The following is a 22,092-nucleotide window of genomic DNA, read 5'->3' on the forward strand; positions in this document are numbered from 1 at the left end:
GGATTAGCCCTTGAGGACTTCAACCAGCGTCTTGCCGAGGCGAGCCGGAGATGGCGACACCTTGATGCCTGCCGATGCCATTGCCGCGATCTTCGATTCCGCGTCGCCCTTGCCGCCGGAAACCACAGCGCCGGCATGGCCCATGGTGCGGCCCTTCGGCGCGGTACGGCCTGCGATGAAGCCGGCCATCGGCTTCTTGCGGCCCTTCTTGGCTTCGTCCTTGAGGAACTGTGCCGCGTCTTCTTCGGCCGAACCGCCGATTTCGCCGATCATGATGATCGAGGTCGTGGCTTCGTCTGCCAGGAACATTTCGAGCACGTCGATGAATTCGGTGCCCTTGACCGGGTCGCCGCCGATGCCGACAGCCGTCGTCTGGCCGAGACCTTCATTGGAGGTCTGGAAGACTGCTTCGTAGGTCAGCGTTCCCGAGCGGGAAACGATACCAACGGAACCCTTGCGGAAGATCGAGCCCGGCATGATGCCGATCTTGCATTCTTCCGGCGTCAGGATGCCCGGGCAGTTCGGTCCGAGCAGACGCGACTTGGAACGGTCGAGGCGGGCCTTGACGCGAACCATGTCCATGACCGGGATGCCTTCGGTGATGCAGGTGATGAACGGGATCTCGGCGTCGATCGCTTCGATGATCGCATCGGCGGCACCTGCCGGCGGAACATAGATGACGGACGCGTTGGCGCCGGTCTTTTCCTTGCCCTCGGCAACAGTTGCGAAGATCGGCAGGCTTTCGCCCTTGGAGCCGGTCCAGGTTTCGCCACCCTTCTTCGGGTGAATACCACCGACCATCTGCGTGCCGTAGTAAGCGAGCGCCTGTTCGGTGTGGAACGTGCCGGTCTTGCCGGTGAGGCCCTGAACCAGAACCTTGGTGTCTTTGTTGACGAGAATGGACATGCGAGGCCTTTGTTTAGGAGAGGTTGGAAGACGTGAGGGACGCGCGACGATAGGTGCCGCTGACGACCTCCTGCCAAGTATCGCTGCCTGCAGGCGAAAAGCTGACGCCCATCCGGTAGCAGTCTTCATTTTCAAATGTGAATACGGTGCGCTGTCTGCCGCGCGGCGAAGCCTTCATCAGCACCAGTTCATTGCCATTCCACGCGCCGGAAGCCGGTGAGGGCGGAGCAAAACCGACGCTGTCGAACTGGTAGAGCTTGTAGCTCTGGTCCGAACCGTCGAAGCCAAAAACATTGCGGGCTTCGAAGGAAATTTCTCCGTCACGCATCTGGCGGTAGGACTGCTCGACGAAGAAGCCGCCGAATAGCGCCTCGCCAGAGAGCGAAGCGCTGGCCTTGCCTTCCTTCGTCCAGGCCGAAGCCGCGACATGCTCTTCCCCTTCCCAGAGGCCGGCAAAGGCCTCCAGGCGGAAATGAGCAGCACTGGGCGTGGACTGGGAAGCCATGACCGTTCTCAACCGTTGATCGCAGCGACGATCTTCTTGGCCGCGTCATCCAGATCGTCGGCAGCCGTAATGGCCAGACCCGACTCGTTCAGGATCTTCTTGCCGAGCTCGACATTGGTGCCTTCGAGGCGCACGACGAGCGGAACCTTGAGACCGACTTCCTTGACTGCGGCAATGACGCCCTCGGCAATTACATCGCACTTCATGATGCCGCCGAAGATGTTGACGAGAATGCCTTCGACCTTGGGGTCTGCCGTGATGATCTTGAAGGCCGCAGCAACCTTCTCCTTGCCGGCACCACCGCCGACGTCGCAGAAGTTCGCCGGCTCCTTGCCGTAGAGCTTGATGATGTCCATCGTCGCCATGGCAAGGCCAGCACCGTTGACCATGCAGCCGATATTGCCGTCGAGCGCCACGTAAGCGAGATCCCACTTGGAGGCCTCGATTTCCTTGGCGTCTTCTTCCGTCTCGTCGCGCAGCGTCTTGACGTCGTCGTGACGGAACAGCGCGTTACCATCGAAGGACATCTTGGCATCGAGGACGCGCAGATGGCCGTCCTTCATGACGATCAGCGGATTGACCTCGAGCAGGGCCATGTCCTTTTCGCCGAACGCCTTGTAGAGCGCCGGGAAGAGCGTCTTGGCATCTTCTGCGGCCGCGCCATCGAGCTGCAGCGCCTTCGAGATCGCGGCAACGTCGGCAGCCGTAACGCCTGCTTCCGGATCGATCGCAATCGTGTGGATCTTCTCAGGCGTGTCGTGGGCGACAGCTTCGATGTCCATGCCGCCTTCGGTCGACACGACGAAGGCCACCTTGCCGACCGAGCGGTCGACCAGGAGCGAGCAATAGAGTTCGCGGGCAATGTCGGCGCCATCTTCGATATAGAGGCGGTTGACCTGCTTGCCGGCTTCACCGGTCTGTGCGGTCACCAGCGTATTGCCGAGCATTTCCTTGGCATGAGCAACGACTTCGTCGATCGACTTGGCGAGACGAACGCCGCCCTTGGCATCCGGGCCGAGTTCCTTGAACTTGCCCTTGCCGCGGCCGCCCGCATGGATCTGGCTCTTGACCACATAAAGCGGACCGGGAAGCGACTTGGCGGCAGCCTCGGCTTCTTCAACCTTGAGGATAGCCACACCCTGCGCGACCGGCGCGCCATAGCCCTTCAGCAGAGCCTTGGCCTGATATTCATGAATGTTCATGGGTTTATCCCTATTTCGATAACGTCAGCGCACCGATTACTTGAGAGCGGGCGCGATGTTGATGCAGGCTTCGCAAAGACCGGCGACAGCGCCGACGGACTTGTCGAAGGCTTCCTTCTCGGTCTTGTTGAGGTCGATCTCGATGATGCGCTCGACGCCACCGGCACCGATAACGGTGGGAACGCCGACATACATGTCCTTGACGCCGTACTGGCCGGTCAGGTGAGCAGCGCAGGGCAGAACGCGCTTCTTGTCCTTGAGGTAGGATTCAGCCATTTCGATCGCAGAAGCAGCCGGAGCGTAATAGGCCGAACCAGTCTTCAAGAGGCCGACGATTTCGGCGCCGCCGTCACGAGTGCGCTGGATGATTTCTTCGAGGCGTTCCTTGGTGACCCAGCCCATCGTCACGAGATCGGTCAGCGGAATGCCGCCGACGGTCGAATAACGGGCAAGCGGCACCATCGTGTCGCCGTGGCCGCCAAGAACGAAGGCCGTGACGTCCTGGACGGAAACGTTGAATTCCTTGGCGAGGAAAAGACGGAAGCGCGAGGAGTCGAGAACGCCGGCCATGCCGACAACCTTGTTCGCCGGAAGGCCGGAGAACTTCTGCAGCGCCCAGACCATGGCGTCGAGCGGGTTGGTGATGCAGATGACGAAAGCATTCGGGGCATACTTCTTGATGCCGGCGCCGACCTGCTCCATGACCTTGAGGTTGATGCCGAGAAGGTCGTCGCGGCTCATGCCCGGCTTGCGCGGAACACCGGCAGTGACGATGCAGACGTCAGCGCCTTCGATGGCGGAATAGTCGCTGGCGCCGGTCAGGTTGGCGTCGAAGCCTTCGACCGGGGAGGACTGTGCGATATCGAGACCCTTGCCCTGGGGAATGCCGTCGGCAATGTCGAAGAGAACGATATCGCCCAGCTCCTTCAGGCCGGCGAGATGCGCCAGCGTGCCACCAATCATGCCAGAACCGATGAGTGCGATCTTGTTACGCGCCATTTCGCTTTTCCTTTGCGATCAAAATCCGTCGGGCGACGCGCGGGCATCGCCCAATGTCGCAATCGCATAGACCTAAAGCCAAAAAATGGCAATGCATTATTTTTGGTGCAGCAATTTCAATCGTTTAGATATCAAAATTCTTACGTAAACGTAAGATCAATTGTCACCAAAGTGTTACTCGGCAGCCCGCTGTTGATGATGCGCTGCGAGATATTCGGCGCTTCTCATTTCGAAAAGACGAGACACCGTGCGATCGAATTCAAAACCTTCGGTTCCGCGCCTTTCGGCGAGCAGATCTTCAGGCATGGCGGCAGCGGAAACGCAAAGGCGGACGCCGTGATCGTAGAACGTATCGATCAGAATGATGAAGCGCTTGATCTGGTTCCGCTTTTCAGGGCCGAGCAAGGGAATGTGATCAAGGAAGATCGTATCGAAGCGTTCGGCGATGGCCAGGAAATCGGCAGCGCCCAGCGGTTTTTCGCAGAGATCCGAGAAGGAGAAGCGCGCCATGCGATCGACGGCGAGCGGCACATCGATCGCTCGTCCCTTCATAGCGATCTGCGTCGGCAAGGCCTTGCGGCCGTGCAGCGCCTGCGTCCACGACGCATCCATCGCCATGTCGGTGCGCTCATCGATCGGCACGAGATAGACCGGCTGGCTGTTCAGCTTCTCCATCCGGTAATCGGTCGGCGAATCGAGCGTGACGATCTCGACATGCTTCTTCAGGAGATCGATGAAGGGCAGGAAGAGGCCGCGATTGAGGCCATCCTTGTAGAGATTGTCAGGCTCGACATTCGAGGTCGCCACCAGCACGCAGCCGCGCGCAAAGAGCTCGGAAAACAGCCGCGACAGGATCATCGCATCGGCGATATCGGTGACGGTGAATTCGTCGAAGCAGAGCAGCTCCGCTTCCTCGAAAAGAGCGGCGGCGACAGGCGGCATAGGATCGGCCTGCTTCGTTTCGCCGTTCTTCAGCTTCTGCCGATGGGCGGCGATGCGATTGTGCACATCGGCCATGAACTCATGAAAATGCGCGCGCCGCTTTTTCCGGCATGGCGCCATCTGGAAGAACATGTCCATGAGCATCGTCTTGCCGCGCCCGACGCTGCCATGGATATAGAGGCCCTTGATGCCGGCCTCCGCCTTCTTCTTGGATGCGAATAACCAACCGAGTGCGCTGCTCTTGGCCGCAGGCCGCTTCTGCTTGAGAGCGGCAAGTATCCGGTCGAGGCACTTGGCCACATCCATCTGGGCAGAATCAACCTGCAACGTCCCCGATGCGGTCAGCGATTTGAGCTGCTCGGTGACGCTGAGCGAATAGTCTGGCATTGGCTGCATGAGGGCTTGTCCGCCTATGCGTAACCGGCGGAACCCCGCCGGACTGACTTACCGGCTGAGGGTGATCGGCTGCCCGGTCGAGGTCTGGCCATTGAAGCTGTTGTCGGCAACCTTGTAGACGGAACCGATCTGGTTGCCGCTGCGGTCCTTGAGCAGAACCTGCTTGCCGGACACTTCCCAGGAGCCCATGGCTGTCAACTCGCCGACGCAACCGCGCGTACCGCCGCGCGATCCGCTGCCGAGATTGGTGAGCGTCAGGAACATGTCGCAGGTGCCGTTGACACGCCAGCTGCCGACCATCGATTCCTTGGTGACATCAAGCGAAGTCGCTGGTGCAGCACCACCCGGCTGGACACCCGCCATCGGCGCCGTCGAGGTCGGGGCGGCAGGAAACTGCCCGGCCGGAGGAGGCAGCTGGCCACCCTGTACGGAAGGTACCGGCTGCGCCGTCAGCGGCGGAGGCGCACTGTTACTGCTGTAATCATATGAGGTGCGCTGGCATCCCGCCAAGGCCAGAGCGGCCGTTAGACCCGTCACCACATATCGCAACTGCATCATCAAGCTCCCGAATGTCCGCCTCAACCGCAGAGATATTTCAATTCTGGGTTCGAATTACCGTATTTCACTTTGGTTAATCAAGTCAGCACAATACAAATCAGCCTTCGAGACACCTATGGCGAAGCCGGCACAATTCAACCAACCGCTCGCCGGACTTCTTGCTGGTAAAATATGTCAGCAAGGTGTTGTGCCCGGGCGTCCGCTCCCTGATCAAGTTTGATTTGCTCGGCGAGGTCCTGATAACGCTCAATTGATGCCGCGAGAAAGGATTGGATGCGCTTGGGCGGCAGGCCCTCGCCCATCTCGCGCGTCCGGCCTTTGACGATCACCAATTCATGAATCGCTTTGCGCAAGTCCTCATCGATGGTGACTGCGGCCAGACATTGCATCATGTTCATCGGCGGCAGCTTCTGAAAGCCATTCGAGTGCATCCATTCGAGCGCAATTGCCGGACGGATCGCATAAAGCAGCTTCTTGAGCTTTATCGGACCGCCCCCATGCGTCTGCCAGTGACTGCGCAGCAGACCGACATAGTGCAGTGCGACCTTCGGCGGCAACATGATCTCGTCAAGCACGTTGGAAAGACGGCTGCGAAATCCGGGCTCCTCTTCATAGGCGATTGGCGATTTTACCCATTCGACGACAACGGCATTGCCTTTGAGGGCGAGCAGCAGCGCCTTGCGCAGATCCCAACCGCCAGTGTCGATATCACCCACGATCGGAAACTCGATCACATCTCGATGCGAGATCAGTCCGATATGGTCGGCGACCGGACGGACATAGACGAAACGGCAATCATAATCGCTGTCGGGTGAGGGAAAGCCCCAGGCACGGCTTCCGCTTTCGATCGCAAAACCGATGCGGATACCCTGTTGTTTGACAGAGGCAAGCCGCGAACGGATTTCGGCGACCGCCTCGGAATCAAAACCTTCGATGCCGGCTGAAGCGTCAGCACTCACACGCGACGCTCGACCATCATCTTCTTGATTTCGGCGATCGCCTTGGCCGGGTTCAGACCCTTCGGGCAGGTCTGCGCGCAGTTCATGATCGTGTGGCAACGATAAAGGCGGAACGGATCCTCGAGATTGTCGAGGCGTTCGCCGGTCGCTTCGTCTCTGGAGTCGATCAGCCAGCGATAGGCCTGGAGCAGGACGGCCGGTCCGAGATAACGGTCGCCGTTCCACCAGTAGCTCGGACAGGAGGTCGAGCAGCAGGCGCAGAGAATGCACTCATAGAGGCCGTCGAGCTTCTGACGGTCTTCGTGGCTCTGCTTCCATTCCTTGGCTGGCGTCGGCGAAACCGTCTTCAGCCAAGGCTCGATCGAACGATGCTGGGCATAGAAATTGCTGAGATCGGGAACCAGATCCTTGACGACAGGCATATGCGGCAGCGGGTAGATCTTCACCGTGCCCTTGATGTCGTCCATCCCCTTGGTGCAGGCGAGCGTGTTCGTGCCGTCGATGTTCATCGCGCAGGATCCGCAGATGCCTTCACGACAGGAACGGCGCAGCGTCAGCGTCGGATCGATCTTGTTCTTGATGTAAAGAAGCGCATCGAGAACCATCGGTCCGCAATCATCGACATCGATGTAGAATGTGTCGATCGACGGGTTCTGGCCGTCATCCGGGCTCCAGCGATAGACGCGGAACTCGCGGGTGTTCTTGGCACCCGCCGGCTTCGGCCACACCTTGCCTTCGCGCATCTGAGAGTTTTTAGGGAGAGCGAGTTCAACCATGTCAGGTTCCTCTGATCAGTATACGCGGGCCTTCGGCTCGATCTTGTGGGGATCGATGCCGTCTGCGATGAGGTCGGTGTGGACAGGCCGGTAGTCGAGCTTCACGTCGCCCGCCTCGTTCACCCAGGCCAGCGTGTGCTTGCGCCAGTTGACGTCGTCGCGGCCTGCGAACGGACCTGACGTGTAGTCTTCGCGGGCGTGCGAACCGCGGCTTTCCTTGCGGGCTTCGGCGCCATAGATCGTCGTGATGGCGTTTGCCATCAGGTTCTGCAGTTCCAGCGTCTCGACGAGGTCGGAATTCCAGATCATCGAGCGGTCGGTGACCTTGATATCCTTGAGTTCGCCCCAGATTTCCGAAAGACGGCGGCAGCCGGATTCCAGCGATTCCTGGGTGCGGAACACGGCTGCGTCTTCCTGCATGGCGCGCTGCATCTTCTCGCGCAGCACCGCCGTCGGCGTGCCGCCACTGGCGTAACGCAGGCCGTCGAAACGGTCCATGATCTTGTCGCAGGCAGCCTTGTTCAGCGCCGGCACCGGTGCGTCGCGATCAATGATCTCGCCGGCACGGATCGCCGCAGCACGGCCGAAGACCACGAGGTCGATCAGCGAGTTGGAGCCAAGACGGTTTGCGCCGTGAACCGAGGCGCAGCCGGCTTCACCGACGGCCATCAGGCCGGGGATAATGCGTTCCGGGTTGGAACTGTCGGCGTTCAACACCTCACCCCAATAGTTCGTGGGAATACCGCCCATATTGTAGTGAACGGTCGGCAGAACCGGAATCGGTTCGCGGGTCACATCGACGCCGGCGAAGATCTTGGCGCTCTCGGAAATACCCGGCAAGCGCTCGTGCAGTACGGCCGGATCGAGATGGTCGAGATGCAGGAAGATGTGGTCCTTGTTCTTGCCGACACCGCGGCCTTCACGGATTTCCAGCGTCATGCAGCGCGAAACGACATCGCGCGAGGCGAGGTCCTTGGCCGACGGCGCATAACGCTCCATGAAGCGCTCGCCTTCGGAGTTGACGAGGTAGCCGCCCTCGCCACGAGCGCCTTCGGTGATCAGACAGCCTGAGCCGTAGATGCCGGTCGGGTGGAACTGCACGAATTCCATGTCCTGCAGCGGCAGGCCCGCACGCGCGATCATACCGCCGCCGTCACCGGTGCACGTATGGGCAGAGGTTGCCGAGAAATAGGCACGGCCGTAACCGCCGGTCGCCAGCACCACCATCTTGGCGGCGAAGCGATGGATCGTGCCGTCGTCGAGACACCAGGCGACAACGCCGGTGCAACGGCTGCCGTCGTCGGACATGATCAGGTCAAGCGCAAAGTATTCGACGAAGAACTCGGCATTGTTGCGCAGCGACTGGCCGTAGAGCGTATGAAGGATGGCATGGCCGGTACGGTCGGCAACGGCGCAGGTGCGCTGTACCGGCGGGCCTTCGCCGAAATTCTGCATGTGACCGCCGAACGGGCGCTGGTAGATCTTGCCTTCCTCGTTACGCGAGAAAGGCACGCCGTAATGCTCGAGCTCATAGACCGCCTTCGGCGCTTCCATGGTCAGATACTGCATGGCATCGACGTCGCCGAGCCAGTCGGAACCCTTGACGGTATCGTAGAGATGCCACTGCCAGCTATCGGGCGTCATGTTTTGCAGCGAGGCGGCAATGCCGCCCTGGGCGGCAACCGTATGCGAGCGGGTCGGGAATACCTTGGTGATGCAGGCCGTGCGAAAGCCCTGTTCGGCCATGCCGAGCGTGGCGCGCAGGCCAGCGCCGCCGGCGCCGACGACGATTACGTCATAGGAATGGTCGACATAGGTGTAGGCCTTCCCATTCTGAGCGGGTGAAGACGTTGCCATGATACGGTTATCCTACGAATGCGATTTTCAGAATGGCGAAGAGACAGAGGCCTGCGATCAGCACCGCAAAGAACGTATTCAGCATCAGCAGCAGCAACTTGCCGATCTCGCCGTGAACGTAGTCCTCGATGATGACCTGCATGCCGAGCTTCATGTGGATAGTGCCGGAGATGACCATCAGGCCCATGATGACGGCGACGAACGGGTTCGACAGCGCTCGAACCACGTCGGCATAAGGCGCGCCGGCATAGACGATCATGAAGATGGCGAAGAAGATGATGAGGGGCACATTGGCGACGGCCGTCAGGCGCTGGCGCCAGAAATGATCGGTGCCTTCCTTGGCGGAGCCGAGGCCGCGAACCTTGCCCAGAGGAGTGCGCATATCCATGAGTGCGACCTTCAGAAGCGAATGATGAAGCCGATCACCCAGACCAGCACGGTCAGACAGAGCGATCCGATGATATTGGCGATTGCGAGCTTGGTCGAGAATTCCTTCTCGAAGCCATGTCCAAGGTCCCACATGAAGTGGCGGAAGCCGCCGAGCAGGTGGTGGATCAATGCCCAGGTGTAACCGAGCAGGACAAGCTTGCCGATAATGCTGCCAAGCACCCAGTTGGCCCAGTCGTAATAGGCCTGGCCGGTGGCGGCCGCGATCAGCCACCAGGCAATCAGCAGCGTGCCGAAATAGAGAGCGCCACCGGTGATACGGTGAACGATCGACATGACCATTGTGGGGATTGGCTTGTAAATTTGCAGATGCGGCGACAGGGGCCGGTTTGTCACATTCGCCATCAGAACCTCGCGGCGTCTTCTCTTTGCCCTTGATGTCAGGGGCATTCTCAGTCAACCACACGAATGACAAAATTCTGTGTGCGTTGCATCAATCTCGACGTTTAATCACCGAAACCCCTGACGACAAGCATAATTGCTGCCTGCTTTTAATTTAATCGATTCGCGTTACCGGGAAGTTTTCACGGCCGCGAAACTCGTCTCTTTCGCTCTATTTTTAACCTGACTGCACGCCTGCGTGGACAACATCGGCCTTTTGGCGCAATCTGGCGTTAACGATTTGTTAGCGTTTCGGAGTTTGGTCCATGTTTCCCAGTCTGCCCAAGACTGCCCTTGCTCTTATCGCGGTGCTGGCAGCACTGCCAGCCGCAGCTGGAGAGCGCCACTTCGATCATCGCTTTCCGCGCCACAACGGTTTTAACGACGGCGTCTTCCTCGGCAGGCGCACTCACTGGGACAGTGGCCTGCATTTCACACGCGACAACGTCATCCGCTATCGCCCGCGCACCCCTTTTCTCAGGCAGTTCAACTATCCGGGGACAAACCGTTACGGCCGCAACAACATCGTCGTCATCGCACCCCAGCCCCAGAACTATGATCAGAATTACGGGAGCAACGGCGTCTACGCCGGATCGTCCTATGCCTATCAGGCGGATGGCGGGACCTATGTCGGCGGCGACGGGTACTATCGTCTGGCCGGGCCGGAGCGCAACCTTGCCCCGAAGGCCAAGGTGATCGATGTCGGAATTGCCGACGATCCCTGCTCTTATGAAGCCAATGTCTGCGTCATCAGACCCTAAGGTCTGAACCGCCAGACAGTCGTCTTCTTGACCTCGCTGTCTTCAAGCGCCCGGGTGACGGGCACTTCATAGACGGCGCAGAATTCCAGCCTATCCTTTGGCAAATAGGTGCGCCCGGGATCGCCGACCAGCACGTCCTTGCCCTCGGCCGCGAGCGTCTCGAACCAAGGCACCAGCGCACTGGCGAAGGATTTGTCGTAGAAAACGTCGCCTGCGAGAACCACATCAGCATCGACGTTCTGACCAATCAGATCGGTCTCGTTGAAGTCCAGCGAGACCGAATTGGCGGCCGCATTCAGCTGCACCGCCGTCTGTGACCACGGATCGATATCGGCGGCCGTCACCTTGGCCGCGCCAGCCTTGCTTGCGGCAATTCCCACCAATCCGGAACCGCTCGCGAAATCCAATATGCGCTTTCCTTTGACCGTTTCGGGGTGATCGAGAACGTAGCGCGCCAGCCCCTGACCACCCGCCCAGGCAAAGGCCCAGAAAGGCGGGGGCAGGCCGATCGCCTCCAGCTCCTCTTCCGTCTTCAGCCAGAGCTCATGGGCTTCGCTGGCCAGATAAAGCTGGATTTCCGGCACATGCGGCGGCGCAAGCAGGCTGGTATTGGCGCGGATGAAGGTTTCCGGATCGGTTTTCAAAGCTGCTCAGCGCGGCGGGTTGTCGAAACCGCCCATGCGGCAGACCTCGGCCCATTCGTCGTCGGTCACCGGTTGCACGGAAAGCCGCATCGAGGTGACCAGCGACATCTTGGACAGTTTCTCGTTTGCCTTGATGTCCTTCAGCGTCACCGGCTTCGGCACGTCCATGACAGCGCGGATATCGACGCAATCCCAGCGATCGTCGCCCTTCGCTGTCGAATCCGGATGCGAGAGGGCGCAGACTTCGACGATACCGACGATCTCCAGCCCGTCATTGGAATGGTAGAAGAAACCCTTGTCGCCGATCTGCATGGCCCGCATGTTGTTCCGCGCAAGGTAGTTGCGCACACCGGTCCATTCTGTGCCCTTCTCGCCGGCCGCCTTCTGCTGCTCCCAGGACCAGGCCGCGGGCTCGGATTTGTAAAGCCAGTGCGCCATCGCCCTCAAGCCTCCGGCTTGTTGAAGACCCAGTTGAAGGGCTTTACCTCGACGCTTTCGAAAAGGCCGGCCAGTGCATAGGGGTCGGCAGCGCCGAGCGCCGTGGCATCATCAGCCGTTTCGGCATGGACGATCACGAGGCTGCCATTCGGCTTGCCCTCCGCATCGAGAAACGGGCCAGCCATGGCAAGCTTGCCTTCGGCATTCAGCTTGTTGAGATAATCGAGATGGGTCGCGCGCGTTTCCATGCGCACATTGAGATGGCCGGGCTTGTCCTTGCAGAGAAGGGCGAAAAGCATGTCTGTCTCCTATTCGGTCGTAATTGGACGTGTCATCGATTGTTCGATGGCTTCAGAAATGCCGAGCCTGCCGTCTATGATTGCGGAAACGGCGTCGGTAATCGGCATCTCGACGCCGAGCTCCTCGGCAAGTCGTGCGGCAACTGCGGCAGCAAAGGCCCCTTCCACCAACTCGCCATGCGAAGGATCGACCTTTTCGCCGCGTCCGAGCGCAATGCCGAAACGCAGGTTACGCGACTGATGGCTGGTTGCCGTCAGCACCAGATCGCCGAGGCCGGAAAGCCCGCGCGCCGTATCGGCATTGCCGCCTTTGGCGACGATGAAGCGTGACATCTCGGCAAGCCCGCGGGCAATCAGTGCCGCCCGCGCCGAATCGCCAATGCCGGCGCCTTCGACAATACCGCAGGCAATCGCCAGTACATTCTTCAACGCACCGCCAAGCTGCACACCGATGCGGTCTGCCGAGGCATAGAGGCGGAAGGTGCGGCCGGAGATCGCCTGTGCCAGCCGTTCGGCAACCTGCATGTCGGCCGCGGCGATGGCCATGGCGGTCGGCAGCCCCTTGGCGATATCGGCGGCAAAGCCCGGGCCGGAGAGAACGCCAACCGGATGATCGGGCAATTCGCGCTCCAGCATGTCAGTCAAAAGCGCGCCTGTTTGCCGTTCGATGCCCTTTGCGCAGGTGACCAGGACGGCATCCTTGGCCAGATAAGGACCATATTGCCGTGTGGCATCCGCCTGCGCTTGTGACGGCATGGCAAAGAGGACGATGCCCGCATCGGCGATCGCATCTGCCTCAGCGGAGAATTCCAGCGTTTCCGGCAGTGGGATGCCAGGCAGAACAGCGTCATGAAGCCGTTGCGACCTGAGATCTTCGATCAGCGCGGGATCGCGGCCGACGAGAATTGCCGAATTGCGCCCTGTGAGCGCGATGACGGATGCAAGCGCCGTACCGAAAGCTCCCGATCCGACCACAGCGATCCGTTCGCTCATGCCTTGGCTCCCCGCTTTCCGGATCCGAGCACGGTCCCGGCCTTGGAATCGAGCGGCCACCGCGAGCGCGGCTGCACATCGAGATCGTCTGGCACTACGCCCTTCGCCATGCGCTCAAGTCCGGCCCAGGCAATCATAACGGCGTTGTCGGTGCAGAGGTGAAGAGGCGGCGCGATGAAACGGAAGCCATTCTTGTCGCAGAGCGCCTGAAGCGTGCTGCGGATCTCCTGGTTCGCTGCGACGCCGCCGGCCACCACCAGCGCCGGCTTTTCGGGAAGGTCCGGAAATTCCGCCTTGAATCGCTGCAGGCCGCGGCCGATGCGATCTTTCATCGTGCGGGAAATCGCCTTCTGGAAGGAGGCGCAGATATCGGCGACGTCCTGGTCCGTCAGTGGCGCGATCTCGGTCGCCGCCTGGCGCACGGCCGTCTTCAGGCCCGAGAAGGAAAAATCGAGCCTCGCTTCGCCAACGAGCGGCCGCGGGAAATTGAAGCGATCGGCATTGCCACCCTGCGCCGTCCTCTCCACCGCCGGCCCGCCGGGATAGGGAAGGCCGAGCAATTTCGCCGTCTTGTCGAAAGCTTCGCCCAGCGCATCGTCGATCGTCGTGCCCCAGCGCTCGTACTCGCCGATGCCCCGCACGAGGATGAGCTGCGTATGGCCGCCGGAAACGAGCAGCATCAGATATGGAAAGGAAAGACCATCCGTCAGCCGCGCCGTCAGCGCATGGCCTTCCAGGTGGTTGACGGCATAAAGGGGTTTGCCCGCCGCCTTGGCGATCGCCTTGCCGGTCATCAGCCCGACAAGCAGCCCCCCGATCAGGCCGGGCCCCGATGTCGCGGCAATCGCGTCGACATCCGAGAGCGACACATTGGCGCGCTTCAGGGCTTCGTCGATCAGGTCGTCCAGCGCCTCGACATGGGCGCGGGCCGCAATCTCCGGCACCACGCCACCATAGGCGCTATGCTCGTCAAGCTGGGAAAGAACGACATCCGACAGGACATTGGAGCGGCCTTCGGCATCGCGCTCGACGACCGCAGCGGCGGTCTCGTCGCAGCTTGTCTCGATGCCGAGGATGCGCAGAAAGGGAGCCATGAAATCTGTTCGTTGATTGCGATAGGGGTTAAACCTGTTTACGAGAACTCCGGTAACAACGGAACAAAGCGGATGCAAACAAAACCTTTCCGTATCGGCACGCGTGGCAGCCCGCTGGCGCTTGCACAGGCGCACGAAGCCCGCGATCGGCTGATGGCAGCCCACAATCTGCCGGAGGAAATGTTCGAAATCGTCGTTCTGACGACCAAGGGCGACCGTATCACCGACCGCTCGCTGGCCGAGATCGGCGGCAAAGGACTTTTCACGGAAGAGCTCGAGCAGCAGCTTGCGGCCGGCGATCTCGATTTTGCCGTGCATTCGAGCAAGGACATGCCGACCAACCTGCCAGAAGGTCTCTACCTCTCCGCCTATCTGCCGCGCGAAGACATTCGCGACGCGGTTGTCGGCCGCACCGCTCCGAAGCTGATCGACCTGCCCCATGGCGCAACCGTCGGCTCATCCTCGCTTCGCCGTCAGGCGCTCATTCGCCGCATGCGGCCGGATATCAACGTCATCACTTTCCGCGGCCTTGTGGACACGCGCCTGCGCAAGCTGCAGGAAGGTCAGGTCGACGCGACGCTTCTGGCGCTTGCGGGCCTCAAGCGTCTTGGCAAGGTCGAGGTGATCACCGATATCCTCGACCCCGATAGCTTCCCGCCGGCACCCGCACAGGGCGCGATCTGTATCGAGAGCCGTATCGACGACAACAGGATCGACGAACTGCTGACGCCGATCAACGATCCGCCGACCTTCGACACGGTCTCCTGCGAACGCGCATTCCTTGCCGCCCTCGATGGCTCCTGTCGCACGCCGATCGGCGGTTACGCCGTCTGCGAGGGTGATCAGATCCGCTTCTCGGGTCTCATCATTACCCCTGACGGCCGCCATCAGCATGCGATCACCATAGATGGCAATCGCCGCGATGCCGCTGCACTCGGCACCCGCGCCGGACAGGATGTCCGCGCAAGAGCAGGAAGCAGCTTCTTTGAGGACTGGAGCTAGCCGGCATGCGCGTGCTCGTCACCCGTCCGGCACATTCGGGCGAGCGAACCGCTCAACGTTTACGCGAGCTAGGCCACGAGCCACTATTGCTGCCGCTGACCCGTCCCATTCATGACGCGGCAGCCGCTCGTCAGGCTCTGGACACAACCATTGGGGCGATAGCGATAACGAGCGCGGAGGCGGTGCGCACGTTACAATCTCTGGATGACGCGCTGACACCCCACCTTTCGCGCCGTCTCTTTGCCGTCGGCGAGACGACGGCTGAGGAGGCCCGCAAGCTGGGATTCCGCTCCGTCACGACATCGTCCGGCAGCGGCCGCGAACTGGCCGAGTTGATCGCGGCAAACAATATCGGCCGGCTTGTCTATCTCGCCGGCCTTCCGCGTGCCGAGGCCTTCGAGACGCGGCTGACCGAGCTGGGGCGTCAGTTCTCAGTGGCCGAATGTTATCGGATGGAATCTATCGCTCTCGACCCCGGGACGGTCGCCACCTTCCTCATGCGCAATCCTCCTGATGCTGTTCTTTTCTACTCCCGCCAAACGGCCGCAAATTTCTTTCAGATCCCGCAGGTAGAGTCCCTTTTATTGCAGCTGCCGAAAATCCGTCTCATTTGTCTCAGCAACACTGTAGCGGAAGCTGTTCCATCTCTTTTGAGCACAGCCTTGGAGATTTCGCCGATGCCGGATGAAAAAAGCCTTTTGTCGCTGCTTTGAAGGCTTTAGCCGCCCAAATTTGATCTAACCTCTTCCCTTAACTGCCGTCCCTGTCTAGTTTCGTTGCAATGCAGGATAATGAGGACCTCATGGTATCGGGAAATCCGCCACGCCACTCGAAGAGCTCCGACAAGCCGGTCACGATTGACCTGGACGCGCAGGACTTCGCCTCGGCGACTGATCCTGAAAAGCCTGCTGAAGAAGCCGCACAAGCCATCGATGATGCGCCTGTCGCCGAGGCCGTTTCCGCTGCAGAAGCCGCGGGTGAACCGCTGTCCGAACACGAAAGCGAACGCGCCGCCGGCGCGCGGGATGGGTCCTTCTCCAAGGAACCCCCGCTCTCGGAACCGCTGCAACCGCCGCCGCCGCAGAAGGGAGCGGTCACATCGGGTCTGATCGCCGCGGGCATTTTCGGCGGCCTTGTCGCACTGCTCGGCGCCGGAGCCATTCAATATGCCGGTTATCTGCCGGGTTCCTCAACCTCGCAGACGAATTCAGCCGATATGGCCGATCTCGCCGGCGAGATCGAAGGCCTCAAGCAATCGGTCGCAAGCCTTGCCGCCAATCCGCCGCCGGCCGCCGATACAAGTGCTCTCGAAAAGCGCGTCGCGGCTCTCGAAGCGGCTCCCCAGGCACCGGCATCCGGCACAGCGACCGAGCCTGGCGGTGTTGAAGCGCTCAACCAGAAGATTGCAGATCTGACTGCTCAGATCGAGCAGTTGAAGACGAACCTTACGCAGACCACCGAACAGCAGGCCTCCAACGGTGCCGATATTTCCAGCCGCCTTGCCGAAGCCGAAAAGAAGCTGAATGAACCGCGCGAGGATGTCGCCGTCGCCCGGGCTATCGCAGCCGCAGCGCTGAAGGCCGCGATCGACCGCGGCGGCCCCTTCATCGCCGAACTTGATACATTTGCCGGCGTAGCACCCGACGATCCCGCTGCAACCGATCTGCGCGGCTTTGCCGAAACCGGCGTGCCCTCCCGCGCCGAGCTCATCCGTCAGGTTCCCGACGTTGCCGCAGCAATCGTCGAGTCCGTCAACCAGCCCGATCCCAACCAGAGCTGGTCCGACCGGCTGATGTCGAGCGCCAAATCCCTGGTTTCGGTCCGCCCCGTCGGAAATGTCGAAGGCGAAAGCGTTGAGGCGATCGCCGCGCGTATGGAGGACAAAGTGAAGAACGGCGATCTGCCCGGTGCAGCTACTGAATGGAACAGCCTGCCTGCTGCTGCCAAGCAGGCTTCCGCCGCCTTCAAGCAGTCGCTCGAAGCTCGTATCCGCGTCGAGGATCTCGTTGGCGGCGCTCTCTCGAAGGCCGTTTCCGGCACCGGCAAGGAAGGATGAGTATGGTCCGCCTGGTTATCTTCGCGCTCCTCGTCCTCGTTCTCGCATATGGTTTCTCCTGGCTTGCCGATCGTCCCGGCGATCTGTCGCTGATCTGGGAAGGCCAGATCTACCAGACCAAGCTGATCGTGGCGGCAAGCGCCATCATTGCGCTGATCGCTGCCGTCATGGTGGCCTGGTGGTTCGTCCGACTGATATGGACCTCTCCGCATTCGGTGACGCGCTTCTTTCGCGCCCGTAAACGCGACCGCGGTTACCAGGCGCTGTCGACCGGCCTCATTGCAGCCGGCGCCGGCAATGCCCTGCTCGCCCGCAAGATGGCGGCCCGCTCGCGCGGTCTTATCCGCGCCGATCAGGAACCGCTGATCAATCTTTTGGAAGCACAGGCGGCGCTCATCGAAGGCCGCTACGACGAGGCACGCTCCAAGTTCGAAGCGATGGCCAACGATCCCGAGACTCGGGAGCTTGGCTTGCGCGGCCTTTACCTGGAGGCCAGGCGTCTCGGCGCAAACGAAGCCGCCCGCCAATACGCGGAAAAAGCGGCCGACAATGCGCCATACCTGCCATGGGCAGCACAGGCAACGCTCGAATATCGCAGCCAGTCCGGCCGCTGGGACGACGCCATCCGCCTGCTGGAACAGCAGAAGGCCGCCAAGGTTGTCGAAAAGGCAGAGGCCAACCGTCTGCATTCAGTGCTGCTTACGGCGCGCGCCGATGACAAGCTGGAAAGCAATGCCGCCGGCGCTCGTGACGATGCCCTCCAGGCGCTGAAGCTTTCAGCCGATTTCGTGCCCGCCGCACTTATCGCCGCAAAGGCGCTGTTCCGCGAGAACGGCATACGCAAGGCTGCCTCCATTCTCGAACAGGCATGGAAGGCCGCGCCACATCCCGAGATCGGTCGCGTCTATGTCCGCGCCCGCAGCGGCGATTCGACACTCGATCGCCTGAAGCGCGCCGAGCGGCTGGAAGGCATGCGGCCGAACAATGTCGAATCTCTCCTCGTCGTCGCACAGGCCGCACTCGATGCACAGCAATTCGCCAAGGCGCGTGCAAAGGCGGAAGCAGCCGCCCGTATCGAACCCCGCGAGGCAGCCTTTCTGCTGCTTGCAGACATCGAGGAAGCAGAGACCGGCGATCAGGGTCGCGTGCGCCATTGGCTGGCACAGGCGCTGAAAGCGCCGCGCGATCCGGCCTGGGTTGCCGATGGTTTCGTTTCCGACAAATGGTTGCCGGTCTCGCCGGTGACCGGCCGTCTCGACGCCTTCGAGTGGAAGGCACCTTTCGGCCAGCTAGAAGGACCAGTCGAGGAAGGGTCGACCGCCCCGATCGAAACGGCGCTGAAGACATTGCCACCGCTGCGCCATACCAAGCCGGAAAGCGTGGTCAACGACCACCGCATTATCGAACTGGAACGAGCCGCAACCATTGCGGAAGCCGTGCGGCCAGCAACTCCGGCCCCCGCACCGGCAAAAGCCAATGAACCGTCCACCTCCCGACCGGCTCCTGCTGCGTCTGAACCAAAACCCTTCTTTGGTGGCCTGCCGGATGACCCCGGCGTGCGCGATCCCAAGATGGAGCCGGAAACCAAGACGCGACTCCGCCTTTTCTGAAATGGAACAAAAACCGCATGTTCGAACGCTTTCAGGCATTCTTCCAAAATCTGACCGCCGACCGCCCGAAATCAGGCTTTGCGCCCGATGACCCGCGCATCGCGGTGGCCGCGCTCTGTATGCAGGTCATGGAGGCCGACGGTCAGATCAAGGACAGCGAGAAGAAACGGCTGCGCAAGCTTCTGAAGGAGCAATACGCGCTTGATGGCAAACAGCTCGACGCCTTGATGGCCGCGGGGCTGGAAGCCGAAAGCACGGCAGTTGATTATTTCCGCTTCACCTCCGATCTGAAGAGACATCTCAATACCGAGCAGCGTCTGGAGCTGATCGGCATTCTCTGGGATATCGTCTATGCCGACGGCGAGCGCAGCGAAATGGAAGACCATGTGATCTGGCGGATCGCCGATCTCCTGGGGGTTTCCTCCCGTGAGCGTATTCAGAAGCGGCAGGAGGCGGCAGCACGAGTGACAAACGCACAGGTGGTGCAGGACGATGGCGACTGACAGGATAGTGAGACGCGACAAGCGTCCCATTCTCATCATTCTTCATCAGGAGCGCTCAAGCCCCGGCCGTGTTGGCCAACTTCTTGTCGAGAAAGGCTACGACCTCGATATCCGGCGCCCCGTGCTTGGCGACCGGCTGCCCTCGACGCTCGACGACCATGCGGGTGCAGTGGTGTTCGGCGGCCCGATGAGCGCCAACGATCCCGATGAATTCGTCAAGGCGGAGATCGACTGGCTGGAAATCCCCCTCAGGGAAAACCGTCCCTATCTCGGCATCTGCCTCGGCGCACAGATGCTGGCGCGCCAACTCGGCAGCAAGGTCGCGGCCAATTGCGACGGGTCTACCGAGATTGGCTGGTATCCACTCCATACGACGGAGAAGGGCCGGCTGCTGATGCGCTGGCCGAAGATGGTCTATCACTTCCACCGGGAAGGATTTGAACTGCCGCATGGCGCCGAGCTGCTGGCATCCGGCGACGCTTACCCCAACCAGGCTTTCCGCTACAATGGCAACGCCTGGGGCCTGCAATTCCATGCGGAGCTGACGCGGGTGATGATGCACCGCTGGGTCGTGCACGGCGCCCATCGCTTCATCCTGCCGAATGCACAGCAGGGACGCGAACATCTCGAAGGCCGCATGTTGTTCGATGCGCCGCTGAGAGCCTGGCTCGACGAATTTCTTGATGTCGTCTTCGAAGGCAAGTCGACCGTGGCCAGGACGACTAGGGCGCTTCTCGTATAGGCGCGTCGAGCGTATCGATATTCCTGAGCTTCGGAAAGCCGCTTGCCCAGAGCGCAGCGACCGCAAGCGTACCGACCCCGCCGATGATGACGGCCGGGACGGCGCCGAAAACCGATGCCATCGTACCCGCGCGGAATTCCCCGAGCTCGTTGGATGCGCCGACAAAGACCGTATTGACCGCGTTGACGCGGCCGCGCAGATGGTCCGGCGTCCAGAGCGCGATCAGGCTCTCGCGAACATAGACGGAAATCATATCCGCAGCGCCCATGATCGCGAGCGCTGCGATGGAAACCTCGATATTGGTCGAGAATCCGAACACGATCGTACCAACGCCGAAAATCGCCACGCCGATGAACATATACAGGCCGGCCTTGTGCTTCAGCGGATAGGCGGCAAGGAAGATCGCCATGATGATGGCGCCCACGCCCGGCGCCGAACGCAGCAGGCCGAGGCCCCAGGGCCCGAGCGTCAGGATATCACGCGCAAAGATCGGCATCAGCGCGGTGGCGCCGCCTAAGAGAACGGCGAAGAGATCCAGCGAGATGGCCCCAAGCACCACCTTCTCTTCCCTTATATAACGGAAACCGCCGAGGATCATGTCCCAGTTCTTGGCTTCACCCGTCGTCTTCTGCGGCGGTTTCGGGATCGTGTAGAGCAGGATCGCGCCCAGCGCAGAAAAGATGACTGCGACCATATAGGCCGTCGAAGCGCTGACGCCGTAAAGCAGACCGCCGAGCACGGGGCCGGTGATGGCCGCAAGCTGCCATGAGGAGGAATTCCAGGCGATCGCGTTCGAAAGGTCCTTCTCCGGTACGAGGTTCGGCGCAAGCGACTGCACGGCCGGCGTCATGAAGGCGCGTTCTATGCCGAAGATCAGCAGCACCGCGAAAACCGGAACTGGTGAAAAGCTGCCGGTAATCGTCATCCCCAGGAGCGCAAGCGTGCAGAGCGCACTGACGAGCGAGCAGATCGAGGCGATCGCACGGCGATTGTGCCGGTCGGCCACCGATCCAGTAACGAGGATCAATGCGAGAGACGGCAGGAACTGCACGAGCCCGATCAGGCCGAGATAAATGGCGCTGCCGGTCTGGTCATACATCTGCCAGCCGACGGCGACGCTGACGATCTGCTGCGAGAAGGAAAGCAGAAACCGCGCGAAGAAAAAGCGGGTGTAGGACGGATGCCGGAACGCGGCAAAACGGTCTCCGGTGGGCGAAAGCGACATGAAGCTTTTCCGAGAGAGCGGGCGCAGAATTGCCTGCGAAGCGGCCCGTTAAACATGATTTGCCATGCGTCTCCACACGGCCCTTGCTCGTTTAATCGCCAATGTCTACATATCTGTCAACAACGAACTGGAGACGGTAATGGCGGGAATTCTTGAAGCCATTTTTTTGATTATCAATGTGGCTTTGAACCTCTATTGGTACGTGATCATTGCCAGCGCCATTTTCTCGTGGCTGTACGCATTCAACGTCATCAATTCGCATAACCAGTTTGTCAGCCAACTGGGCATGTTCTTCTATAACGCCACCGAACCTGCATTGCGGCCGATACGACGTTTTCTGCCCAACCTGGGTGGCATCGACATCTCTCCGATTGTTCTGTTGCTGATCATCCTGTTCATCCAGGCCATACTCAACAATCCGATCAAGCCTTTCCTATTTTCGCTGGTCGTTTGAGCCGTCCCTGGAGGCTTTCCGGTGATCACGTCCGTCTTGCCGTAAGGCTGACGCCGAATGGCGGGCAGAATGCCATCGACGGTATCGAACCAGATGGCGAAGGCGGCGTCTTCTTGAAGGCGCGTGTCACCGCCGTCCCGGAAAAGGGAAAAGCCAACAAGGCCCTCATAGCGCTCGTCGCCAAGTCTTTGGGTATTGGAAAGTCCTTGGTCAGCCTTGCTGCCGGCGATACGTCGCGCAAAAAAATCCTCCGGATCGATGGCGATCCGGAGGATTTGATCAACAAGCTCGAAACGCTATTCGGCTAGAGCAATCCCGGCGAGGATGTGCAGCGGTCTTGCAT

At 60.7% G+C, this 22,092-nt stretch carries 26 protein-coding genes; 9 read left to right on the plus strand and 17 right to left on the minus strand.

The window, feature by feature from the left end; genetic code table 11:
• Positions 1 to 3: 3 nt before the first annotated feature.
• The 11 genes from sucD to sdhC form a co-directional block, all read right to left on the minus strand.
• On the minus strand, positions 4 to 906 hold the full coding sequence (sucD, locus tag LVY75_31210; GenBank protein ID XAZ23219.1) for a succinate--CoA ligase subunit alpha: 903 nt from the start codon (positions 904 to 906) through the stop codon (positions 4 to 6).
• Between the two features lie 13 nt (positions 907 to 919).
• Entirely contained in the window at positions 920 to 1,411 is a 492-nt protein-coding gene (locus LVY75_31215; protein ID XAZ23220.1) for a DUF1579 domain-containing protein, read from the minus strand.
• Positions 1,412 to 1,419: 8 nt separating this feature from the next.
• On the minus strand, positions 1,420 to 2,613 hold the full coding sequence (gene sucC / locus LVY75_31220; protein XAZ23221.1) for an ADP-forming succinate--CoA ligase subunit beta: 1,194 nt from the start codon (positions 2,611 to 2,613) through the stop codon (positions 1,420 to 1,422).
• A 36-nt stretch (positions 2,614 to 2,649) separates the two neighbouring features.
• The gene (gene mdh, locus LVY75_31225; GenBank protein XAZ23222.1) at positions 2,650 to 3,612 is read right to left on the minus strand and encodes a malate dehydrogenase; all 963 of its coding nucleotides are present in this window, start codon (positions 3,610 to 3,612) and stop codon (positions 2,650 to 2,652) included.
• Between the two features lie 174 nt (positions 3,613 to 3,786).
• Positions 3,787 to 4,950: an AFG1 family ATPase gene (locus LVY75_31230; GenBank protein XAZ23223.1), complete on the minus strand. Its 1,164-nt coding sequence runs from the start codon at positions 4,948 to 4,950 to the stop codon at positions 3,787 to 3,789.
• A 48-nt stretch (positions 4,951 to 4,998) separates the two neighbouring features.
• Positions 4,999 to 5,505, minus strand: coding sequence for an AprI/Inh family metalloprotease inhibitor (locus LVY75_31235; protein ID XAZ25869.1), 507 nt, complete (start codon positions 5,503 to 5,505; stop codon positions 4,999 to 5,001).
• Positions 5,506 to 5,642: 137 nt separating this feature from the next.
• Positions 5,643 to 6,467, minus strand: coding sequence for a nucleotidyltransferase domain-containing protein (locus tag LVY75_31240; protein XAZ23224.1), 825 nt, complete (start codon positions 6,465 to 6,467; stop codon positions 5,643 to 5,645).
• Positions 6,464 to 7,243: a succinate dehydrogenase iron-sulfur subunit gene (locus tag LVY75_31245; GenBank protein XAZ23225.1), complete on the minus strand. Its 780-nt coding sequence runs from the start codon at positions 7,241 to 7,243 to the stop codon at positions 6,464 to 6,466. The genes LVY75_31240 and LVY75_31245 overlap by 4 nt, the downstream gene beginning before the upstream one ends.
• A 15-nt stretch (positions 7,244 to 7,258) precedes the next feature.
• Positions 7,259 to 9,100: a succinate dehydrogenase flavoprotein subunit gene (sdhA, locus tag LVY75_31250; protein XAZ23226.1), complete on the minus strand. Its 1,842-nt coding sequence runs from the start codon at positions 9,098 to 9,100 to the stop codon at positions 7,259 to 7,261.
• 7 nt (positions 9,101 to 9,107) lie between these two features.
• Positions 9,108 to 9,488, minus strand: a complete 381-nt coding sequence (sdhD, locus tag LVY75_31255; GenBank protein ID XAZ23227.1) for a succinate dehydrogenase, hydrophobic membrane anchor protein — start codon at positions 9,486 to 9,488, stop codon at positions 9,108 to 9,110.
• 11 nt (positions 9,489 to 9,499) lie between these two features.
• Positions 9,500 to 9,892, minus strand: a complete 393-nt coding sequence (sdhC, locus tag LVY75_31260; protein ID XAZ23228.1) for a succinate dehydrogenase, cytochrome b556 subunit — start codon at positions 9,890 to 9,892, stop codon at positions 9,500 to 9,502.
• A gap of 302 nt (positions 9,893 to 10,194) precedes the next feature.
• Between sdhC and LVY75_31265 the strand changes: the two genes are divergently transcribed.
• A complete protein-coding gene (locus LVY75_31265) occupies positions 10,195 to 10,689 on the plus strand; it encodes a hypothetical protein (protein ID XAZ23229.1) in 495 nt (164 codons plus the stop codon).
• On the opposite strand, the gene LVY75_31270 is transcribed toward LVY75_31265, so the two are convergent.
• The 5 genes from LVY75_31270 to tsaD are packed head-to-tail and all read right to left on the minus strand — an operon-like array spanning position 10,686 to position 14,157.
• The gene (locus LVY75_31270) at positions 10,686 to 11,333 is read right to left on the minus strand and encodes a methyltransferase (GenBank protein ID XAZ23230.1); all 648 of its coding nucleotides are present in this window, start codon (positions 11,331 to 11,333) and stop codon (positions 10,686 to 10,688) included. The two genes, LVY75_31265 and LVY75_31270, sit on opposite strands and share 4 nt — an antisense overlap.
• Positions 11,334 to 11,339: 6 nt before the next feature.
• Positions 11,340 to 11,771 (minus strand): EVE domain-containing protein, encoded by a 432-nt coding sequence (locus LVY75_31275; protein ID XAZ23231.1) that lies wholly within the window; start codon positions 11,769 to 11,771, stop codon positions 11,340 to 11,342.
• Between the two features lie 5 nt (positions 11,772 to 11,776).
• A complete protein-coding gene (locus LVY75_31280) occupies positions 11,777 to 12,070 on the minus strand; it encodes a YciI family protein (protein ID XAZ23232.1) in 294 nt (97 codons plus the stop codon).
• A gap of 9 nt (positions 12,071 to 12,079) precedes the next feature.
• Entirely contained in the window at positions 12,080 to 13,063 is a 984-nt protein-coding gene (locus tag LVY75_31285; GenBank protein XAZ23233.1) for an NAD(P)-dependent glycerol-3-phosphate dehydrogenase, read from the minus strand.
• Positions 13,060 to 14,157, minus strand: a complete 1,098-nt coding sequence (gene tsaD / locus LVY75_31290) for a tRNA (adenosine(37)-N6)-threonylcarbamoyltransferase complex transferase subunit TsaD (protein XAZ23234.1) — start codon at positions 14,155 to 14,157, stop codon at positions 13,060 to 13,062. The genes LVY75_31285 and tsaD overlap by 4 nt, the downstream gene beginning before the upstream one ends.
• A gap of 72 nt (positions 14,158 to 14,229) precedes the next feature.
• Between tsaD and hemC the strand changes: the two genes are divergently transcribed.
• The 6 genes from hemC to LVY75_31320 all read left to right on the plus strand — a co-directional run bounded on the left by hemC (position 14,230) and on the right by LVY75_31320 (position 20,070).
• Positions 14,230 to 15,159, plus strand: coding sequence for a hydroxymethylbilane synthase (hemC, locus tag LVY75_31295; protein ID XAZ23235.1), 930 nt, complete (start codon positions 14,230 to 14,232; stop codon positions 15,157 to 15,159).
• Between the two features lie 5 nt (positions 15,160 to 15,164).
• Entirely contained in the window at positions 15,165 to 15,872 is a 708-nt protein-coding gene (locus tag LVY75_31300) for a uroporphyrinogen-III synthase (GenBank protein ID XAZ23236.1), read from the plus strand.
• 68 nt (positions 15,873 to 15,940) lie between these two features.
• Positions 15,941 to 17,215 (plus strand): hypothetical protein, encoded by a 1,275-nt coding sequence (locus LVY75_31305; GenBank protein ID XAZ23237.1) that lies wholly within the window; start codon positions 15,941 to 15,943, stop codon positions 17,213 to 17,215.
• Positions 17,216 to 17,217: 2 nt separating this feature from the next.
• Complete coding sequence (locus LVY75_31310) at positions 17,218 to 18,825, plus strand: heme biosynthesis protein HemY (GenBank protein ID XAZ23238.1); 1,608 nt, start codon at positions 17,218 to 17,220, stop codon at positions 18,823 to 18,825.
• 17 nt (positions 18,826 to 18,842) lie between these two features.
• Positions 18,843 to 19,328: a TerB family tellurite resistance protein gene (locus LVY75_31315; GenBank protein ID XAZ23239.1), complete on the plus strand. Its 486-nt coding sequence runs from the start codon at positions 18,843 to 18,845 to the stop codon at positions 19,326 to 19,328.
• The gene (locus LVY75_31320) at positions 19,318 to 20,070 is read left to right on the plus strand and encodes a glutamine amidotransferase (protein XAZ23240.1); all 753 of its coding nucleotides are present in this window, start codon (positions 19,318 to 19,320) and stop codon (positions 20,068 to 20,070) included. The genes LVY75_31315 and LVY75_31320 overlap by 11 nt, the downstream gene beginning before the upstream one ends.
• Here LVY75_31320 and LVY75_31325 read toward each other — a convergent pair.
• The gene (locus LVY75_31325; protein ID XAZ23241.1) at positions 20,051 to 21,295 is read right to left on the minus strand and encodes an MFS transporter; all 1,245 of its coding nucleotides are present in this window, start codon (positions 21,293 to 21,295) and stop codon (positions 20,051 to 20,053) included. The two genes, LVY75_31320 and LVY75_31325, sit on opposite strands and share 20 nt — an antisense overlap.
• A 64-nt stretch (positions 21,296 to 21,359) precedes the next feature.
• Between LVY75_31325 and LVY75_31330 the strand changes: the two genes are divergently transcribed.
• Together LVY75_31330 and LVY75_31335 are read left to right on the plus strand one after the other, a co-directional pair.
• Positions 21,360 to 21,749 (plus strand): YggT family protein, encoded by a 390-nt coding sequence (locus tag LVY75_31330; protein XAZ23242.1) that lies wholly within the window; start codon positions 21,360 to 21,362, stop codon positions 21,747 to 21,749.
• On the plus strand, positions 21,746 to 22,057 hold the full coding sequence (locus LVY75_31335; protein XAZ23243.1) for a DUF167 domain-containing protein: 312 nt from the start codon (positions 21,746 to 21,748) through the stop codon (positions 22,055 to 22,057). Before LVY75_31330 ends, LVY75_31335 begins: the two co-directional genes overlap by 4 nt.
• Positions 22,058 to 22,092: the final 35 nt, after the last annotated feature.

The organism is Sinorhizobium sp. B11 (assembly GCA_039725955.1).
GTDB lineage: Bacteria > Pseudomonadota > Alphaproteobacteria > Rhizobiales > Rhizobiaceae > Rhizobium.

Bases quoted from the DNA above. Each gene is read 5' to 3' on its own strand.
- LVY75_31300 (XAZ23236.1), top strand. From the start codon at position 15,165: ATGCGCGTGCTCGTCACCCGTCCGGCACATTCGGGCGAGCGAACCGCT.
- LVY75_31230 (XAZ23223.1), bottom strand. From the start codon at position 4,950: ATGCAGCCAATGCCAGACTATTCGCTCAGCGTCACCGAGCAGCTCAAA.
- LVY75_31325 (XAZ23241.1), bottom strand. From the start codon at position 21,295: ATGTCGCTTTCGCCCACCGGAGACCGTTTTGCCGCGTTCCGGCATCCG.
- sucD (XAZ23219.1), bottom strand. From the start codon at position 906: ATGTCCATTCTCGTCAACAAAGACACCAAGGTTCTGGTTCAGGGCCTC.
- LVY75_31305 (XAZ23237.1), top strand. From the start codon at position 15,941: ATGCAGGATAATGAGGACCTCATGGTATCGGGAAATCCGCCACGCCAC.
- sdhA (XAZ23226.1), bottom strand. From the start codon at position 9,100: ATGGCAACGTCTTCACCCGCTCAGAATGGGAAGGCCTACACCTATGTC.
- tsaD (XAZ23234.1), bottom strand. From the start codon at position 14,157: ATGGCTCCCTTTCTGCGCATCCTCGGCATCGAGACAAGCTGCGACGAG.
- LVY75_31310 (XAZ23238.1), top strand. From the start codon at position 17,218: ATGGTCCGCCTGGTTATCTTCGCGCTCCTCGTCCTCGTTCTCGCATAT.
- LVY75_31245 (XAZ23225.1), bottom strand. From the start codon at position 7,243: ATGGTTGAACTCGCTCTCCCTAAAAACTCTCAGATGCGCGAAGGCAAG.
- hemC (XAZ23235.1), top strand. From the start codon at position 14,230: ATGCAAACAAAACCTTTCCGTATCGGCACGCGTGGCAGCCCGCTGGCG.
- LVY75_31235 (XAZ25869.1), bottom strand. From the start codon at position 5,505: ATGCAGTTGCGATATGTGGTGACGGGTCTAACGGCCGCTCTGGCCTTG.
- LVY75_31330 (XAZ23242.1), top strand. From the start codon at position 21,360: ATGCGTCTCCACACGGCCCTTGCTCGTTTAATCGCCAATGTCTACATA.
- LVY75_31285 (XAZ23233.1), bottom strand. From the start codon at position 13,063: ATGAGCGAACGGATCGCTGTGGTCGGATCGGGAGCTTTCGGTACGGCG.
- LVY75_31265 (XAZ23229.1), top strand. From the start codon at position 10,195: ATGTTTCCCAGTCTGCCCAAGACTGCCCTTGCTCTTATCGCGGTGCTG.
- sucC (XAZ23221.1), bottom strand. From the start codon at position 2,613: ATGAACATTCATGAATATCAGGCCAAGGCTCTGCTGAAGGGCTATGGC.
- mdh (XAZ23222.1), bottom strand. From the start codon at position 3,612: ATGGCGCGTAACAAGATCGCACTCATCGGTTCTGGCATGATTGGTGGC.
- sdhC (XAZ23228.1), bottom strand. From the start codon at position 9,892: ATGGCGAATGTGACAAACCGGCCCCTGTCGCCGCATCTGCAAATTTAC.
- LVY75_31320 (XAZ23240.1), top strand. From the start codon at position 19,318: ATGGCGACTGACAGGATAGTGAGACGCGACAAGCGTCCCATTCTCATC.
- sdhD (XAZ23227.1), bottom strand. From the start codon at position 9,488: ATGGATATGCGCACTCCTCTGGGCAAGGTTCGCGGCCTCGGCTCCGCC.
- LVY75_31315 (XAZ23239.1), top strand. From the start codon at position 18,843: ATGTTCGAACGCTTTCAGGCATTCTTCCAAAATCTGACCGCCGACCGC.
- LVY75_31280 (XAZ23232.1), bottom strand. From the start codon at position 12,070: ATGCTTTTCGCCCTTCTCTGCAAGGACAAGCCCGGCCATCTCAATGTG.
- LVY75_31275 (XAZ23231.1), bottom strand. From the start codon at position 11,771: ATGGCGCACTGGCTTTACAAATCCGAGCCCGCGGCCTGGTCCTGGGAG.
- LVY75_31215 (XAZ23220.1), bottom strand. From the start codon at position 1,411: ATGGCTTCCCAGTCCACGCCCAGTGCTGCTCATTTCCGCCTGGAGGCC.